Origin of the sequence: Pseudodesulfovibrio profundus, from assembly GCF_900217235.1 — a bacterium.
GTDB lineage: Bacteria > Desulfobacterota > Desulfovibrionia > Desulfovibrionales > Desulfovibrionaceae > Pseudodesulfovibrio > Pseudodesulfovibrio profundus.
The window spans coordinates 2,246,308-2,262,173 of record NZ_LT907975.1 but is presented as its reverse complement, the minus strand read 5'-3'; the positions used below and the strand labels follow the sequence as shown (position 1 = coordinate 2,262,173).

The 15,866-nt window shown below is 56.3% G+C and carries 15 protein-coding genes; 10 read left to right on the top strand and 5 right to left on the bottom strand.

The annotated features are described in order from the left end of the window. Positions 1–50: 50 nt before the first annotated feature. The 3 genes from DPRO_RS10695 to DPRO_RS10685 all read right to left on the bottom strand — a co-directional run bounded on the left by DPRO_RS10695 (position 51) and on the right by DPRO_RS10685 (position 2,760). On the bottom strand, positions 51–935 hold the full coding sequence (locus tag DPRO_RS10695) for a DMT family transporter (protein ID WP_097012024.1): 885 nt from the start codon (positions 933–935) through the stop codon (positions 51–53). Positions 936–1,023: 88 nt separating this feature from the next. After that, positions 1,024–1,659, bottom strand: coding sequence for a cyclase family protein (locus DPRO_RS10690; protein ID WP_097012023.1), 636 nt, complete (start codon positions 1,657–1,659; stop codon positions 1,024–1,026). A 63-nt stretch (positions 1,660–1,722) separates the two neighbouring features. Further along, positions 1,723–2,760: a tRNA dihydrouridine synthase gene (locus DPRO_RS10685; RefSeq protein ID WP_097012022.1), complete on the bottom strand. Its 1,038-nt coding sequence runs from the start codon at positions 2,758–2,760 to the stop codon at positions 1,723–1,725. 150 nt (positions 2,761–2,910) lie between these two features. Between DPRO_RS10685 and DPRO_RS10680 the strand changes: the two genes are divergently transcribed. After that, positions 2,911–3,315, top strand: a complete 405-nt coding sequence (locus DPRO_RS10680; protein ID WP_097013721.1) for a hypothetical protein — start codon at positions 2,911–2,913, stop codon at positions 3,313–3,315. Next, positions 3,312–3,524, top strand: coding sequence for a hypothetical protein (locus tag DPRO_RS10675; protein ID WP_097012021.1), 213 nt, complete (start codon positions 3,312–3,314; stop codon positions 3,522–3,524). The genes DPRO_RS10680 and DPRO_RS10675 overlap by 4 nt, the downstream gene beginning before the upstream one ends. On the opposite strand, the gene DPRO_RS10670 is transcribed toward DPRO_RS10675, so the two are convergent. Then, positions 3,521–4,504: a tetratricopeptide repeat protein gene (locus DPRO_RS10670; protein WP_097012020.1), complete on the bottom strand. Its 984-nt coding sequence runs from the start codon at positions 4,502–4,504 to the stop codon at positions 3,521–3,523. The genes DPRO_RS10675 and DPRO_RS10670 overlap by 4 nt on opposite strands. A gap of 53 nt (positions 4,505–4,557) precedes the next feature. Between DPRO_RS10670 and DPRO_RS10665 the strand changes: the two genes are divergently transcribed. From DPRO_RS10665 to DPRO_RS10655, 3 genes are all read left to right on the top strand, one after another. Next, positions 4,558–5,844, top strand: a complete 1,287-nt coding sequence (locus DPRO_RS10665; protein WP_097013720.1) for a terminase large subunit domain-containing protein — start codon at positions 4,558–4,560, stop codon at positions 5,842–5,844. Next, a complete protein-coding gene (locus tag DPRO_RS10660) occupies positions 5,831–6,193 on the top strand; it encodes a hypothetical protein (protein WP_097012019.1) in 363 nt (120 codons plus the stop codon). Before DPRO_RS10665 ends, DPRO_RS10660 begins: the two co-directional genes overlap by 14 nt. A 78-nt stretch (positions 6,194–6,271) precedes the next feature. After that, positions 6,272–8,536, top strand: a complete 2,265-nt coding sequence (locus tag DPRO_RS10655; RefSeq protein ID WP_097012018.1) for a FecR domain-containing protein — start codon at positions 6,272–6,274, stop codon at positions 8,534–8,536. A 72-nt stretch (positions 8,537–8,608) separates the two neighbouring features. Here DPRO_RS10655 and DPRO_RS10650 read toward each other — a convergent pair whose 3' ends face one another. Next, a complete protein-coding gene (locus DPRO_RS10650) occupies positions 8,609–10,861 on the bottom strand; it encodes a hypothetical protein (protein ID WP_097012017.1) in 2,253 nt (750 codons plus the stop codon). Positions 10,862–11,131: 270 nt separating this feature from the next. Between DPRO_RS10650 and DPRO_RS10645 the strand changes: the two genes are divergently transcribed. From DPRO_RS10645 to DPRO_RS10625, 5 genes are all read left to right on the top strand, one after another. Then, positions 11,132–11,440, top strand: coding sequence for a hypothetical protein (locus DPRO_RS10645; RefSeq protein WP_097012016.1), 309 nt, complete (start codon positions 11,132–11,134; stop codon positions 11,438–11,440). A 2-nt stretch (positions 11,441–11,442) separates the two neighbouring features. Further along, positions 11,443–13,179, top strand: coding sequence for a portal protein (locus DPRO_RS10640; RefSeq protein ID WP_097012015.1), 1,737 nt, complete (start codon positions 11,443–11,445; stop codon positions 13,177–13,179). Then, entirely contained in the window at positions 13,169–13,396 is a 228-nt protein-coding gene (locus DPRO_RS10635) for a Bbp19 family protein (protein WP_097012014.1), read from the top strand. Before DPRO_RS10640 ends, DPRO_RS10635 begins: the two co-directional genes overlap by 11 nt. Continuing rightward, positions 13,393–14,244, top strand: coding sequence for a hypothetical protein (locus tag DPRO_RS10630; RefSeq protein ID WP_232005555.1), 852 nt, complete (start codon positions 13,393–13,395; stop codon positions 14,242–14,244). The genes DPRO_RS10635 and DPRO_RS10630 overlap by 4 nt, the downstream gene beginning before the upstream one ends. A gap of 167 nt (positions 14,245–14,411) precedes the next feature. Further along, positions 14,412–15,770 carry a sodium-dependent transporter gene (locus DPRO_RS10625; protein ID WP_097012013.1) on the top strand — a complete coding sequence of 453 codons (1,359 nt, stop codon included), beginning with the start codon at positions 14,412–14,414 and terminating at the stop codon, positions 15,768–15,770. The last annotated feature ends 96 nt before the right edge of the window (positions 15,771–15,866 follow it).

Here is a 15,866-nt window from a genome sequence, read left to right as displayed (position 1 = left end):
CTGTTACTCCTTACAATTAAGCGAAAATGCCACGTGTCGGGCGGCCTCGGTCATGGTCTGTTGGTGAGGTAGACACCCGTGCACACCATGACGCCACCCGTTATCAGAGAAAGATGAATGGGCTCACCGAGGATGATAAATCCCATGATGACAGCAAAAATAGGGACTGTATTGATAAAAATCCCGGCTCGACTGGCTCCGATGACCGAGATGGCCTGATAGTACCAGAAATAGGCCAGGGCTGTAGCGATTGCACCAAGATAGAAAACGCACACCCAGTCAATGGTGCGGGCGGCCATAATCTGCTCACCCAGCCCTTCACTGATGGCGGGAGGCAACAGCATGATGGCACCGATGATCGACGACCACGTGACCGCAGTCAGTGGCGAGACATTTTTCATGACCTGTCTTCCCCCCAGCGAATAGGCGGTCCAACTGGCAACGCAACCAAGGATCATAAAATCACCGCGACTGACACCGCCGGAGAGCAGGGCCACGGGATTGCCGTCGGCAATAACCACGGACACGCCAATAAGGGAGGTCAACGCGCCGATGATCCGCACAGGGCCGAAACGCTCCTTGTAAAGGATAGCCGAGAGCACGGAAATGCAAACCGGGATGCAGGCCACGATAAGTGCGGCGCGCCCGGCGGCGATGGTTTGCAGACCGTTGAAAAAGAAATAGCTGTACGCGAAGACACCGGTGGCGCCGAGGAAGGCGACCGGCAGAATCTGATTACGTGCCAGCCGGGGCATGCCGCCATTGGCACGCCAGCTCATGATGATCAGGAAAAAGGAAGCAACGGCAAACCGGAGAAACGCTGCGGCCATGGGGTGCAGCGATTGGGCGAGTACACGTCCGGCGACCCAGGTGCCGCCCCAGAGAGCCATGCTGATGATGAGCAGGGTGTAAACATAGGTAAGGGATTTCTGCATGATTCGACTCCGGGCAACACCCTATGCCCCTTGCCCTTCAATGTGAAGAGGAAATCAGCCCTCCGAGATTTCAGGGCCTCGACACGTATCAGAACGTCATGCCCACAGCGCGGACAGGACACCCTTCACCATCGCGGATTCGCAACGGCAGGCAACTGAAAATGAAGCTCTCTGTCGGCAATTCTTTCAGGTTGCACAGATTCTCCACAATGACCAACCCCAGATTCAACAACGATTGGTGAGCACGCAACTCCTTGGAAGCCACCGGATCAGGCGAAGGGGTATCCAGACCGATTCCCTTGAGCCCCAGTCCACCAAGAAAGCGACAGGCAGTCTCACTGAGAAAAGGAAAATCATCGAAGTAGCGATCGGTCTTCCAGTGACGGTCCCAGTCTGTTCGGATAAGGGCAAAATCGAGTTCTTCAACCTGTGCCAGTGAAGCAAGGTGTTGTTGGTCGATGTACGGCGTATCGATACCGGTACAGTCAACGACTGCGCCCCATCCCGTAAAATTGTCGGGACCGAGCCAGTCGAGGCCGGGGGCATCGGCAAACAGGTGCGCCGCCACATCGACATGGGTTCCGACATGGGTCCCGGATGTGACGTGCGTGTGGGCAAATCCATCCTTGTTCACGAAGTGCGTGCGACGGATATTGACGGGATCATCCCCCGGAAAAACCGGCATGCCCGTGTGCATGGCATGGGTCAAATCGACAACGTGCATAACCAGCTCCTTGCTTATTTTTCCATATCACTAACTGGCTGGAATAAAACAACAGTGATTAAATCACGTGTTGTACAGATTCATATTGGGACGTGATGCCAGTTGCATCCCGGGACGCAGGTGGTGCCGGGCAACATAGCGTATGTCATCCATGTTCTTGGCGGCCAGGAATTTGGACTGAAGACTGTGTCCGAACGTAAAGTTTGCCGCAAAATACACGGTAAACAATTTGTATCGTTTCAAGGCCCGGATGGGATCATAATAGTGATCCAGCAAATCAGCCAGGCGGATGGCATAATCACGAAAGCAATCCTGCCCCGGCTCATACCCCGCTGTCCACTGGGCGAACAACCATGGTCGAGCCATAGCCATCCGTCCGACAGACACACCATCGCAGCCGGTCGTATCAAGCATCCGTCGGCAATCCTCGGCCACGACCACATCGCCATTGCCAAAGACCGGGATGGAGACAGCTTCCTTGATTGAGCGGATATGATCCATGACTGGTGGTCGGGTCCGTTTGTCCGGGGCCACACGCGGATGAAAAACCAGACAGTCGACCCCGGCGGACTCGAAGCGTCTGGCCAGCTCTGCGGCCGGTTCCACTTCCGGAGACCAGCCGGTACGAAACTTCAGGAACAAGGGTATATCCACTTCCTTGCGAACAGCTTCCACGACACGCAACGCCATCTCAGGCTCCCGCAGCAGAGCTGCGCCCGCATTGCGTTTGACGATACCGGGGACCGAGCACCCCATGTTGATATCGATACCGAAGAATCCCTCGTCCTCAATCCTTCTGGCCGCCGGAATCATCTCTTCGGGCGTTGCTCCGACGATTTGGCAAACCAGATGGTCCAGTTCTTCCTCCCGCCAGCGAAAAACCGGGGAAACACGATTATTCTCGGTAGGCACAGCTTTGGCCGAGCACATTTCGGAAAACAGCAGGCCACACCCCCCGTACTCCTCCAGCACTTCACGATACGCAATATGACCGAGGCCGGCCATGGGCGCGAGCCACAAACGATTGCGCACGGGCTTGCCCGCAATGGACAACGGACGATTCAAGAGGTCGGCCAACGCCGGATCAAATGGGGAGTGCATGAAGGTCACTTCACCCGTCCGCCAACTCCTGTCAACTGTCTTTTACATGCTTTTTTTGCCGCATCCGGTGCCATTTTCGCCCGTTTTCATATCCGGGGAAAAACCGGCGTTATGGTGTTGCATATCCAAGGAAGTACGAGGAGCATCAACATGCCCATACCCATAATCGGCGCTGTGGCCGGACTGCTGACCACCGTAGTGGACGGCATTACCAGCCACGTCAAACAAAAGCAGGAATTGAAAAAAACCGTCATGGAAAACCGCATGCGACTGGCCCGATCCGATCGTGAATACAACCATGAATGGGAGATGAAACAACTGGAGAACGCGGGCTGGAAGGATGACGTCCTGTTCTTCGCCTGGATCGGGTTCTTCATCTGGTCGGGCTTTGCCCCGGAGCAGGCAGGACAGGTCATGCAGGCATGGGAAGCCCTGCCCGAGTGGTTTCTGCAGGTGACCTTCTGGATCGTGGGGGCCGTCCTCGGCGTCAAGAAAATCGGCGACTACCTGCCCGCAGTCGTCAAGGGAATCAAGGACGCCGGGGGGAAACGATGACCGCCATGGAACGAGAGGACTTACAGGACCTGCTGGTCCGCATCGACGAACGGGTCAAGACCATCCAGGACGACATCCGCGAGATAAACATGGCACGGCGCTGCATCAGCCACCATGTGAAGATCAAGACCCTGGAACGCATGGTCTGGGGCTGTCTGGCCGGAGTCACCGGTGTCGGTGCACGAATCGTGTATGAAGCGCTGCGTTAAGGGGTGTCGGGTGGCAGCTCGGACTCAATGCCGGCCCCCTGAGATGAGGACGCCTTGTCTCGGTCATAGCTGGCCGCGAACTCGTCCATCATGTCGCGATACGCTTCGGCACTGTCGAAATCGCCCTGAGCGCGAGCCAGCAGATACGCTTTATAGGCAGCGTCCTCAGCCTCGCCGAACCGGCCGTCTTCACCATAGGCTTTGGCCTGAAGCGCGTGGAGCAGCGGATCATTCTGATCAAGTACAATGGCTCGCCCATAGTCACGGATCGCACGACCGAACTCCCCAAGGCGCATGTAGACAGCAGCACGGGCGACAATGGTTTCGTAGGACTGGGAATTCAACGACATGGCCTGGGTCAAATCGTCTTCAGCCTGCTCGTCATCTCCGAGCGCCACATAAGCCAGTGCACGATTGTAATAGGCGTTTCTGTGGGCCGGATTGCGAGCAAGGGTCTCGGTGAAGTCGTGGATGGCGTCCTGTGGACGCTGGAGCTTCAGGTAGGACGCTCCGCGCATGGCGTACGCTTCGGTGATGGAGTCATCAAGCTCCAGCACCCGGCTGAACGCCTTGGCCGCTTCTATGAACTCACCCTTGCGGTAGGCAATGGAGCCAAAGGCATACACGGCGCGCACGTTGTCCGGCTCATTATCGAGCACGACACGAACATCAGCCTCTGCCCCCTGTCGGTCTCCATGGTTCATCCGAAGCAGCGCACGCTGGTACCGGGCCTCGGCAAGGTCCGGGTCCAGTTCGATGGCCTCATTGAGATACTCCATGGCAGCATCTTCATCGAGAAACCCGCCATCATGATGCAATTGCATGGCTCTGCTTAGCGCAGCCGAAGCACTGGCCTCACGTTCCTGAGTTTCAATCTGCTCAGGGGTCAGGGAGACCCGGGCCGCACCACTGCCAAGAGACCCGACGCAGCCGGACAGCATCAGGGGCAAAACAACAAAAATCGGGATGAGATACCGCATTGGAAGGGGATACGCCCCCCTGTTTCATCCGTCAACATAAGGAATGGAAAACCGTGAATAACGAACTGTATACACCGCGCAAACATCAGGCGGAAATCGAGTCGAACCTGGCTCGCTTTTCCGTGCTGGTCTGTCATCGGCGATTTGGTAAAACCGCCCTCTCCATCAACCGACTTATCCGGGCGGCGCAGGAAACAAAGCGCCCTGACTGGCGCGGGGCCTATATCGCCCCCCTCTACAAGCAGGCCAAAACCGTGGTCTGGGATGAACTCAAACGGTATTGCGGCCTTGGTCGTGACGACTGCACCGTCAAGTTTCACGAAACCGAGCTGCGCGCTGACTTTGAAAACGGTGCCCGCATTCGGTTGTTCGGTGCGGAAAATCCCGACTCCCTCCGCGGCATCTATCTGGACGGCGTCATCTTCGATGAAGTGGCACAAATGCCCTACAGGGTATGGTCGGAGGTCATCCGCCCCGCCCTCTCCGACCGCAAGGGTTGGGGACTGTTCATAGGCACCCCACAGGGCAAAAACGCGCTCTACAGGCTGTGGGAGAACGCAAAGCGTGATCCGGACTGGTTTGCGGCCATGTATCGTGCTTCAGAGACCAACATCATCGCTGCTGACGAGTTGGAAGCAGCAGGCCGGGAGATGGCACCCGAGGAATATGAGCAGGAATTTGAGTGCTCATTCACTGCAGCTATCCGCGGCGCCTATTTCGGCAACCTCATGGGTGTGGCCGACAAGGAAAACCGCGTCACATCCGTCCCGCACGACCCGACCCTTCCCGTGCATACGTCATGGGACCTCGGCATGTCCGATTCCACCTCCATCTGGTTCGTGCAGTCCCGGCCTGGCGGCAACTACGCCGTCATCGACTATTACGAAGCTTCGGGCGAAGGACTGGATCACTATGCACGTATTCTTGATGCCAAGGGGTACAAATACGGATCGCACATCGCCCCCCACGACATTCGGGTCCGGGAACTGGGGACAGGCAAGTCCCGACTGGAAATAGCGCGAGGGCTGGGCATCCGCTTCGATATCGCGCCCAACATCCCGATTCAGGACGGCATCAACGCCATCCGCAGCATCCTCCCGGCCTGCTGGTTTGATTCGGTCAAGTGCGCTCCCGGCATCGAGTCATTGCGGCACTACCGGCGGGCCTTCAATGAACGTATGAACGATTTCACCGCCCGCCCCGTTCACGACTGGACGAGCCACGCTGTCGACGCCTTCCGATACTTTGCCGTAGGTTTCAGACAGCCCGGAAACGCGGCTCGTCCCTTACGCACCATCAACGATTACGACCCGTTCGGGAGGCAGCATGAGCGTGCGTGAGGTTCAGTCAAAACCGACTCCCATGGCACACTTTCCAGACGGATACCGCTGGCTGGAGCTGCATGATCAGGACGACATCTATGCCTTTTGCGCTTTCAGGCCACGTGAGGAGGCCATGGAATTACATTTATCCATGATGCGATGGAGTCATCAGACACTAGCAAAAGTTCGCAAGGACATTGAATGGCTGAAAACGGAAACCCGTCGCCAGGGACTCTCTGCCATCATGGGAGTCAGAGTGAATACCGAGGGGGAGTTCGATCCGAAACTCTTCCGTTTTTCTGAGCTTTTCGGTTTCTCAGAGCATTGTGTGGTGCAGACCACGACACTCCGTCTGGACGATGGCTGATCGCCCGAAAAGCCCGCTATAACGTCATTGCGCTATCGTACAGCCAATGGTACTTTATGGTCAGGTAAGGAGTATTGTATGCCCGAAAGCAACACATCCATAGGGATCGTCACCATTGCCCATGGCTCGGCCACGGCGCAAGGAGATGATGGCGTTCGTCAACTGACGACCGACAGCCCTGTCTATGCTGACGATATCATCACTACCGGAGCAAACGGCTCTGCGGTGGAAATCCGTTTCAATGACGGAGCCATACTCTCGCAGGGCCCGAACTCCCATATCGCTATCGATGAGTACATCTATGATCCGGCAGATTCCAACGGTGAAATGGTTATCAAACTGTTTGAAGGAACGATCCGATCGGTCACCGGTGAAATCGTTGATGCCAACCCGGAAGGATTCAGCATAGAAACGCCGCTGGCGACCATTGGTATTCGCGGGACAACCACCGGCCACATTGTCGGACCTGACGGACTTGAACAACACGTTGTTATCGACTTTGTGGACAAGCCGGTCGTGATCACGCCTACCGACGGCGGCCCCTTGCGCCTTATCGCCCAAGACGGACTGGGTGTCACTGCCGCACAAGGCAGCATTGGCGAGGTAGCACCTGCGCCTGCCGGACTCCTTGCATCATTTGAACAACTGTCGTCAGAATCATTGCAGGAATCTCCTCCGTCGGAAGACGATCAGGATGGGGAAGACGAATTTCAGGATAATGACAAGCCTGCCGACGATGGGCAACCGGATGCCACAGGAGAAGCTCCTGATACGCCGACACAGCCAATGTCGCTGACAACTCCCGGTGTCATGGGCCAAGCGGAAACGCCCTCAACACCTCCAGCCTTTCCTCAGATGACTCAAGCTGTGGATCAGGTTGCACCAGCAGCCACTTCCCTGGCTCAGACGACCACGGTTGTCGACGCCACCAGTGAGCAGGATGATATCGACACCCCGGTCGTTTCTCCTGAATCAACACCGGGAGTGCAGCGAACCATCGACCTGAGCGACGTGGGCGCGGATTTGACTATTTCGCTCGCCAGCGACTCAACTGGCTTCTACGAAGAGACAGGCGATCCATCCACCCGCACCGGACTGGATAGCAATATTGTCAACGCCATCGGTTCTGAGACCAATGCCAACAACATGACCGGCGATGAACGCGGTAATACACTGACCGGCGGCGAGCAGTTGGATACCATCAACGGCAACGCCGGCGACGACACCATCTCCGGCAACGGCGGTGGCGACAATCTTGACGGCGGCGATGACACGGACACCCTCTCCTATGCTGGCCTCAATGCAAGTGTTGATGTCGACTTAAGCACACAAAGCGCTGATTACACTATCAATTCTATCGACTATCAGGACACTGTTTCCAATTTCGAGAATGTCATAGGCTCTGCTCACGATGACACCCTGTGGGGAGACAATGGTGACAACACCCTGTTCGGCCAGGCTGGGAACGACACTCTTTGGGGCGGAAACAGTGGAGTAGACCGACTGTATGGTGGTGACGGAGACGACCTTTTCAAGTTCCACAACAACCTGCAAGGCACAGTGGACGGCGGCGACGACACTGACTCACTATTAGTCTGGAGCAGCGGCTCCTACGACCTGCAAGGGATCACCGAAATCACGGATGTGGAACAGATTCTTTTCCAAACCGCCGCCGCTTCAGCAGAAGTGACCATGGAGTATGCCGATTTCGAAGAATTTGGAGACAACGACGGGTTGCATGTGGACTCCATGCAGAATTCCACCAATGAAACCGTTGTATTCACGGTAAACTCCGCTTCAGGTGAAGACGCATCCATGGATCTTTCCGACACGACCTTCGGGACCTTCTGGACCAATGGATCAGGCACGGTAAAGCTCTCGGGCGGTGACGGCAACGACACCATAACCGGCACGTCCAGAAGTGACACGATCTTCGGCAATGCCGGCAACGACACCATCATTGGCGGTGAAGATGGAGATGTCATCACCGGAGGCGCAGGTGCCGACATTTTCCGCTACGAGGACACCGACGAAGGCGGCGACACCATCAACGATTTCAATTCAGCCCAGGGTGACACTTTCGCTTTTAATGCTGATGACTTCGAGGCGGTGACCGAAACCGGCCAACTGGACGCATCGCATTTCAAGGAAGTCTCTACTGGGTATGAGGACGATGGCAGCACCGGTCTGGATAGCGAGGACCAACACTACGTCTACTTCAATGATGGATCAGCGTTCCACCTCTATTATGACGAAGATGGCAACGGCGGCGAAAGCGGCACACTCATTGCCACCTTCGACAGTGACGTCGGGTTGGACCATACCGATATCACCATTGTGTAGAATCACAAGAGCAACAAAAAAAGGGAAGCCTCATGCAGGCTTCCCTTTTTCATTATCAAAAGTACAATCCAATCAGGCATTGCCGACGACAAGCATGCCTCCGGCCCGCTCCGGCGCCTGGAAGGTCATGTTGACCGTGCTGGACTGGTCCACATTGTATGACGGCTGATCGATGTTCAGGTACTGGACTTCACGAGCATCAACGATATTGGCTTGCGTGTTGTCCTGTTCCACCCGTTCGTAATTGTTGTTGATCACCGTATTGATCGAATTATCTGCCTCGACCACTCGGGTCTCGGGGTAGGCGATGGTCAGGTTTTCGTTCTCCACAATGTTGGTGTCGCTGTCATCCACATATCGGGTGACACTGTTGTCCTGATCCACAAAGTTGAACGAGGCAGACTGATCGATGATGCGCGATTGATCGAAATTGTTTTCGGATTCGATGTTGTAGGCAAAGTCGAGATCATTGTTCTCTACAAACCGCGTTTCATTATTGCTGACGTAATTCTCGACCGAGTTGTCCTGAGTGGTATTGTTGAAATGCGTCACCTGCTCCACATTACGGGAGTTGTCGGTTTCGTTGATGCGCGTTTCCGAGTTTTTTTCCGTAAACTGGCGATTCTCCACAAACGAGACATCATTGTCGTTGGTGTAGTTCGTTTCGGAGCGATCCACATTCTGATGACTGAAGGATGTCTCCACATTGCGCGTCACAGAGTTATCGTCCTGACTGATATTGGTGTCATTGTAGGCAACCGATGTTTCGTAGTCCGAGTCGATGGTCGTCTGATGGTTGGACGTCTGCTCATTCACCGTGTTGTCTTCGGTGTTGTAAATGGCGTTGCGCACTTCCTGTGTGGATGTGGAATGATCCTCCGAACGGTTGGTCGAGTTGTCATACGCCACGTCGGTTCGCTGCTCGTTGACGTACTGGACCGAACTGTTTCGCTCCTGGCTGTTGTCCACCGGATGCGTCTCGTTTGTGGTCTGGTTGGCATCCACGTTGGTAACTTCCACTGTCTGGTTCTCGTTGACGATGGAATGGTTCTGCTCATCCTTGCGGGTAATGGAGTTGTCCTGCTCCATACGCACTTCGCGTTCGGAGTTAATCGTATTGTCCTGATTGGTGACCTGATTGGTCACATTGGACTGCTCAACCGCCCTATCAGTGCTGAGATCCTGATTCGTATTGCGCGAATTGTTGGTCACGCTTTCTTCGACGTAGTGCTCGCGGCGATGCACGGTCGCATCCATGGAGAGATCAAGGGATCGGTCCACAGACTCATTATTGGTGGCCGTGTGGGACTTTTCTATATCCTGGGTCTGGTCAATGTTGATTTCGTAATTGGAGGCCAGATTCATGGGAGTGTGGCGGCCATCATCACCGGCAAAATCCACTTGCGGCATATGCGGTTCTTCGTAGCCATCCATGGTCGGTACCCACGGCGCCATGGGCACCTGCTTGGGAGTAAATCCCATGGACTGGGTCGAATGATGGAATACATCATTGGGCCAGTGCTGCGTATGGCCAAAGTACATGCCGTGGGGTGTTGTCTGTCGGAATGCCTGGATATGACCACCCGGTGTGATGGGCACGATACCGGTCAGCGTGGGCATGAAGAAACCAAGCTTGGGTGTCATCGGGACATGACCGGCAGGCGATATGGGCTGCACACCAAGATTAGGAGAAATGGGAACCGATGATGCGGCATTATCGGACTTTGTCGGTTGACGTTCGAATGGACCGTTGCCACTGCCCGATCCGCCCCCACCACCGCCGGTGGCCGGAGCTATGGCCTGCTTGCCCGATTCCGTCGAAATGGGGACCTGGCCGCCGTCAATGAAGGCACCGCCACCGGAATTATTCATATTGATGGGATTGGAACTGCCGGACGCACCAGTACTGCCGGAACCGGAAGCCTGTCCGGCTCCGCCTGCTCCGCTGGTGTTGCTGGTAGCTGTGGAACCACCACCTCCGCCGCCTATATGACCTGCTGAAGATCCGCCACCCATACCGCCACCTATGGAGCCAGCGGAAAAGCCGCCTCCACCACCGCCGCCACCGACAAAGCTTCCGCCTGCCGAGCCGACATTGGTAAAGGAACCACCTCCCGCATAGGGTATTGCGGGTGGTGCTGCGTATGGTATCCGGGCCTGTGACGTATCAATGGGGACACGGGCCGGAGTGGTATCGATAGGAACGTGGCCAGGCTCACCCCCGGCGGAACTGCCAGCCTGGGCGGCCTGAAATGATCCTGCGGGACCTGCTGTCACCTGCCCTGCCGGACCTGCGACAATAAAGTCGGTAACGCTGGAAGACACGGTAAAACTCCCTGCCAAAGCCGACCTTCCCTGGTCCGCATGCATGCCCTGCGGGGCAATTTGGCATATACATAATATACGCCCTCAAAATCTCACGTCAACCGTTCTTCACCCCGATTATAATGCCGCACGGGGTTATCCAACGCCCCCCTGTCAACACCTTATTCAATCCTTTTTTCGCCCGGACAAACCCGTGGAGACCCTTTTTCGTCAGATGGAAAAACCTGGGGATATGCTCCTGCAAAACCCATCAAACAGGAGGATTACACCATGGGAGGACCAGTTGAAATTGTCTCGTCCGTTCTCGGTTTTGCCAGCGGCATGATGCGAGGCAATCAGTCCGGCGGCGGCGACAGCAGCCTGCGAAAGGAACGCGAGGCACAGGAAAAGGAACAGCAGCGAAAGGAAGCCGAGGAACGTCGGCACAATCGCGAACAGCTACAGGAGGCACGTGATCTGAAACGGCGACGTGAATCCGAAAAAGAAAAAGGACAAAGCCTGCTGTCCAATGGCGGTGCCGGTATAACAAGCGCCCCGACAGTGGACAGGCCCGTCCTCAAACAGAAGCTGGGGGAATGATCATGGAAAAGAAAGAGCTCGCCCAATCGTTGCTGCAACGATTCCAGGGGCTCGAGTCCGTGCGCCAGCCATGGGTACCCACATGGCAGGAACTCACGGAGTACATGCTCCCCAGAAAGAACAGCTTCAACCCCGGTCGGCGAGGCCAAACCAATGACGAGCGGATATTCGATTCCACGCCCATGCATGCGCTGGAGCTGCTCGCTTCGGCCCTCGGCGGTCTGCTCACCAATCCGGCCATTCCCTGGTTCGACATCCGGGTAAAGGACAAGGAACAGGAAGAGGATCAGGAGGTACGCGATTTCCTTAGCCAGGCAGGGAAAAAGCTCACCGCGATATTCAATGCCGAGGACACGGGATTCCAGACAAATGTCCACGAACTCTACCTCGACATCGCCCTGCTGGGCACGGCGGTCATGTATGTGGAAGCGGATCCGCAAAGTATTGTCCGCTTTTCCACACGCCCGCTGGGAGAAGTGTACGTGGCTGAATCCGCTCGCGGCATGGTCGACACAGTGTACCGGCGCTACGAACTCCCGGCTCGACTTGTCTGGCGTGAATGGAAAGGAGCCTGCTCCGACGATGTCCGGTCACTGGCCGAAAAGAAACCGGATACCATGGTGGAAATTCTCCATGCCGTGTTTCCGCGTACGGACCGGGACCCGTTCGGTATCGGTGCCGCCAACTTCCCCTATGCTTCGGTGTACATGGAAACAGGCACCCAACATGTCCTTGAAGAATCCGGGTATCTGGAGATGCCCTATCTGGTCCCGCGTTGGGCCAAGGCGACCGGAGAAACATATGGTCGAGGCCCGGGTGCAACGGCCCTGTCCGACACCCGAGTACTCAATGCCATGTCCCGCACGGCGCTCATGGCTGCCGAAAAGATGTCTGATCCGCCGCTCATGGTGCCGGATGACGGCTTTCTCGGTCCGGTGCGTTCGGGTCCGGGCGGCCTGTCCTACTACAGGGCCGGTTCGAGTGACCGCATCGAAGCCCTGCCGGTCCGGGTGGACCTGAACGCCACGGAAAACATGATCCAGCAACGGCGCGAGTCCATTCGACGCATCTTCCTTGGCGACCAGTTGGCCCCCGAAGGTCCGGCAGTCACCGCCACGGAAGCGGTCATGCGCCAAAGCGACAAGATGCGCGTGCTCGGTCCCGTGCTTGGTCGATTGCAGACCGAGTTCCTTGGCCCGCTCATCAAGCGTGTCTTCAACATCATGCTGCGCGCCGGAGCGCTTCCGCCCATTCCGGGCAGTCTCACCCTCGACGACATCGAGGTCCGCTACACATCGCCGGTTGCACGCGCCCAGCAGCAATTTGAAGCACAGAGCCTGCCGCAAGTCCTGCAGCATCTGGCCCCGATCATGGGCAGCAGTGACCCCTTCGGCATCATGGACAACTTCGATACCGACCGCATAACCCGTCGACTGGCCGACCTTTACGGAACGCCCGGCGAATTCATGCGCTCCCGACAGGAAATGGATGCCTCGCGAGAGCAGAAATCCAAAGCCCAAAGCAAAATGCAGATGTCCCAGACAGTCAATGAGATGACAGGCGCACTCAAGACATTGTCCGAATCCTATACGGATAGGCCCAATGTCCTGACCGAACTCTGGTCGCTGGCCATGGCAGGCAAAGCCCTGCCTTCCACCTTGCAAAACATGGGGCAGCCACCAGCTCAGGACAATATCGAAAAACCGCAAAGCCAACAGGAGCCGCACAATGCTGAATAACGGTCTCGAACTTCACCGTGCCTACAAGCGTCTTTTCGACAGCCCTGACGGACAAGCCGTCATGAACGACCTCGAACAACGGGGATGTTTCCACCATTCCACGTTTTCCGCGGAACACGGACGCACCCAGTTCAACGAAGGCCGCCGATCCCTCATCCTGCACATGAAGCACATGTGCGACGAACACAACTTCATCAACAAGGAGAACAACCAATGAACAACCCCATGAACCCCCGACCGACAAATGGAAACTGGCAGGCGACCCTGCCCGCGGAATGGACCATCCCCTATGTGGATGACAGTGGAAGAGAGCAGCAGATTCCTCTGCGCGACCATCCTTCCCTGCAGCACTACAAGACGAAAGACGAAGCAGTGAAGGCCCTGGTCCATGCCCAGCGCATGCTTGGTAAAACACCCGAAGGGTATGTCCGTGTCCCTTCCAAAGATGACAACCCCGAGGATCGGGACGCCTTCTTCGCTTCTCTTGGAAGACCGAACAGGCCCGACGAGTATGCCCTTCCGGAGATCGACCTTCCAGATGGATACGAAGTACAGGAAGCGCTCCTTGAGCAGTTCCAGGTTACGGCATTCCAGCTGGGTCTGACCGCGGAACAGGTCGCAGGCCTCTACCAGTGGTTCCTGCCTGTGGTGCTTGAAACCCATGACGGAATGGAGAAAGAAAAGCGTCAGCTTCGAGATAATGAGCTGGCCTCCCTGCGCAGCGTCCATCGCGGCGACACACCCCGTCGGCTCGATGAAGCCCTGCGAACCGCCGAGGCAATCGGTGGCAACGAGCTGCTGCGCGCCTTGGATGAAACCGGAGCAGGTGATCGCGCACCCGTAATCGCCGCTTTTGCCAAGAAGGCCCCGCTGGTGCTCGAAAGCGGCATGCGAGGATCCGGAGATGGCTGGGGAGAGGAACTTTCCCGCGAAAAGCTACGGGAGATGATGCAGGACCCGCGTTACCATGATCCCATCAAGCGGGACCCGAAATACGTGGAAAAAGTACGCAAGGGCTTTGAGACCTTGTATCCGGGAGACTATGTGCCGGGCAGTCGTTTATAGGCTCGCCCATAATCAAAGCCGGGGGAAAATCTCCCCCGGCACATCTTTTTGGCTGTAGCCAACGATCTTCATGGTTAACGGAAATATGGTTGCCAATATTGTCATACCAAGGTATCGGACCTCTCCAGCTCCGGTAGGGATTACTTCTAACAAAAGGAACTGCACATATGTCCGCTAACCAAAGCCGCGACGGATTCGCGACGAAACTCGGTGTTCTCACAGCTACGCTCGGTTCAGCTGTAGGACTGGGGAACATCTGGAAATTTCCGTACATGGCAGGAGAAAACGGGGGCGCCGCCTTTCTCTGCATCTACATCGCCGCAACCATTGTAGTTGGTCTGCCGGTCATGATTTCGGAAATCATGATGGGTCGCCACGCCAAATCAAATGCCATTTCCACATGGCGAAAAGTTGCACCAGACAACAAACTCTGGACCCTTGTCGGCGTCAGCGGCGTGGTCGCCGCCTTTGCCATCATGGCCTTTTACACCGACGTCGTAGGCTGGGTATTCAGCTTTATCGTCATGGCTGTCAGCGGTGGATTGAACTCCACTGACCCGAAAATCGGTGAAGCAGCCTTCAGTGCCACAGTATCCTCCCCCATGAGCGCATTGCTCTGGCAGTGGGGTGTCCTGGCACTGGTCAGCACCATCATCATCGGCGGTGTAACCAAAGGCATTGAAAAGACCACGAAAACCCTCATGCCCATTCTGCTCGGCATGCTGATTCTGGTCTGCATCCGCTCCCTGACCCTGCCCAAGGCCGGTGAAGGACTCGCATTCCTTTTCAACCCCGACTTTTCCAAGGTCACCGGAGAAGTCGTGCTCATGGCAATGGGGCTGGCTTTCTTCAAGCTCTCCATCGGCATGGGTACCATGATGACCTACGGCAGCTACTTCCGAAACGATGCCGACGTACCGTTCACCGCTACCCGCGTCATGCTGGCCGACCTCACGGTCTCCATCCTGGCCGGTGTCGCCATCTTCCCGGCTGTCTTCAACTATGGTTTCGAGCCTGCCGCCGGTCCCGGTCTGCTGTTCATGACGGTCCCGGCCGTGTTCAGCTCCATGCCGCTGGGCCAGTTCTTCATGGTCATTTTCTTTGTCCTGACAGGATTGGCGACCATGGGGGCCATGCTCTCCCTGTTCGAAGTTCCCGTGGCCTTCTTCATCGAAGCCCTGAAATGGAACCGTCGCAAGGCCACCATTCTCACCGCCATCGGTCTTGCCATCTGCGGTGCTCCGGCCACGCTCTCGTTCTCGACAATGAGTGACGTGACCCTCTTCGGCCTGAACTTCTTCGACTTCTACGACTATCTGTCTTCCAACCTGCTGTTGCCCATCGGCGGCTTCTTCATTGCCATCTTCGCGGGATGGAAGTGGGGAAGCGACAAGGTCGAGCGTGCTCTCTCCAACAGAGGTACACTGAACAACCAAGCCATCATCTCCCTGTATTCGGTCATCGTGAAGTGGATCACACCGCTTCTGGTACTGGCCGTCCTGCTCAAGGGACTCGGCTTCATCTAGACCACACACCAACGGGGCGTCTGTCACATGACAGACGCCCCGTTTTCTTTTTGAAACAACTAAGCTTTCAGCGCAAACGAACTGATCGTATACCGC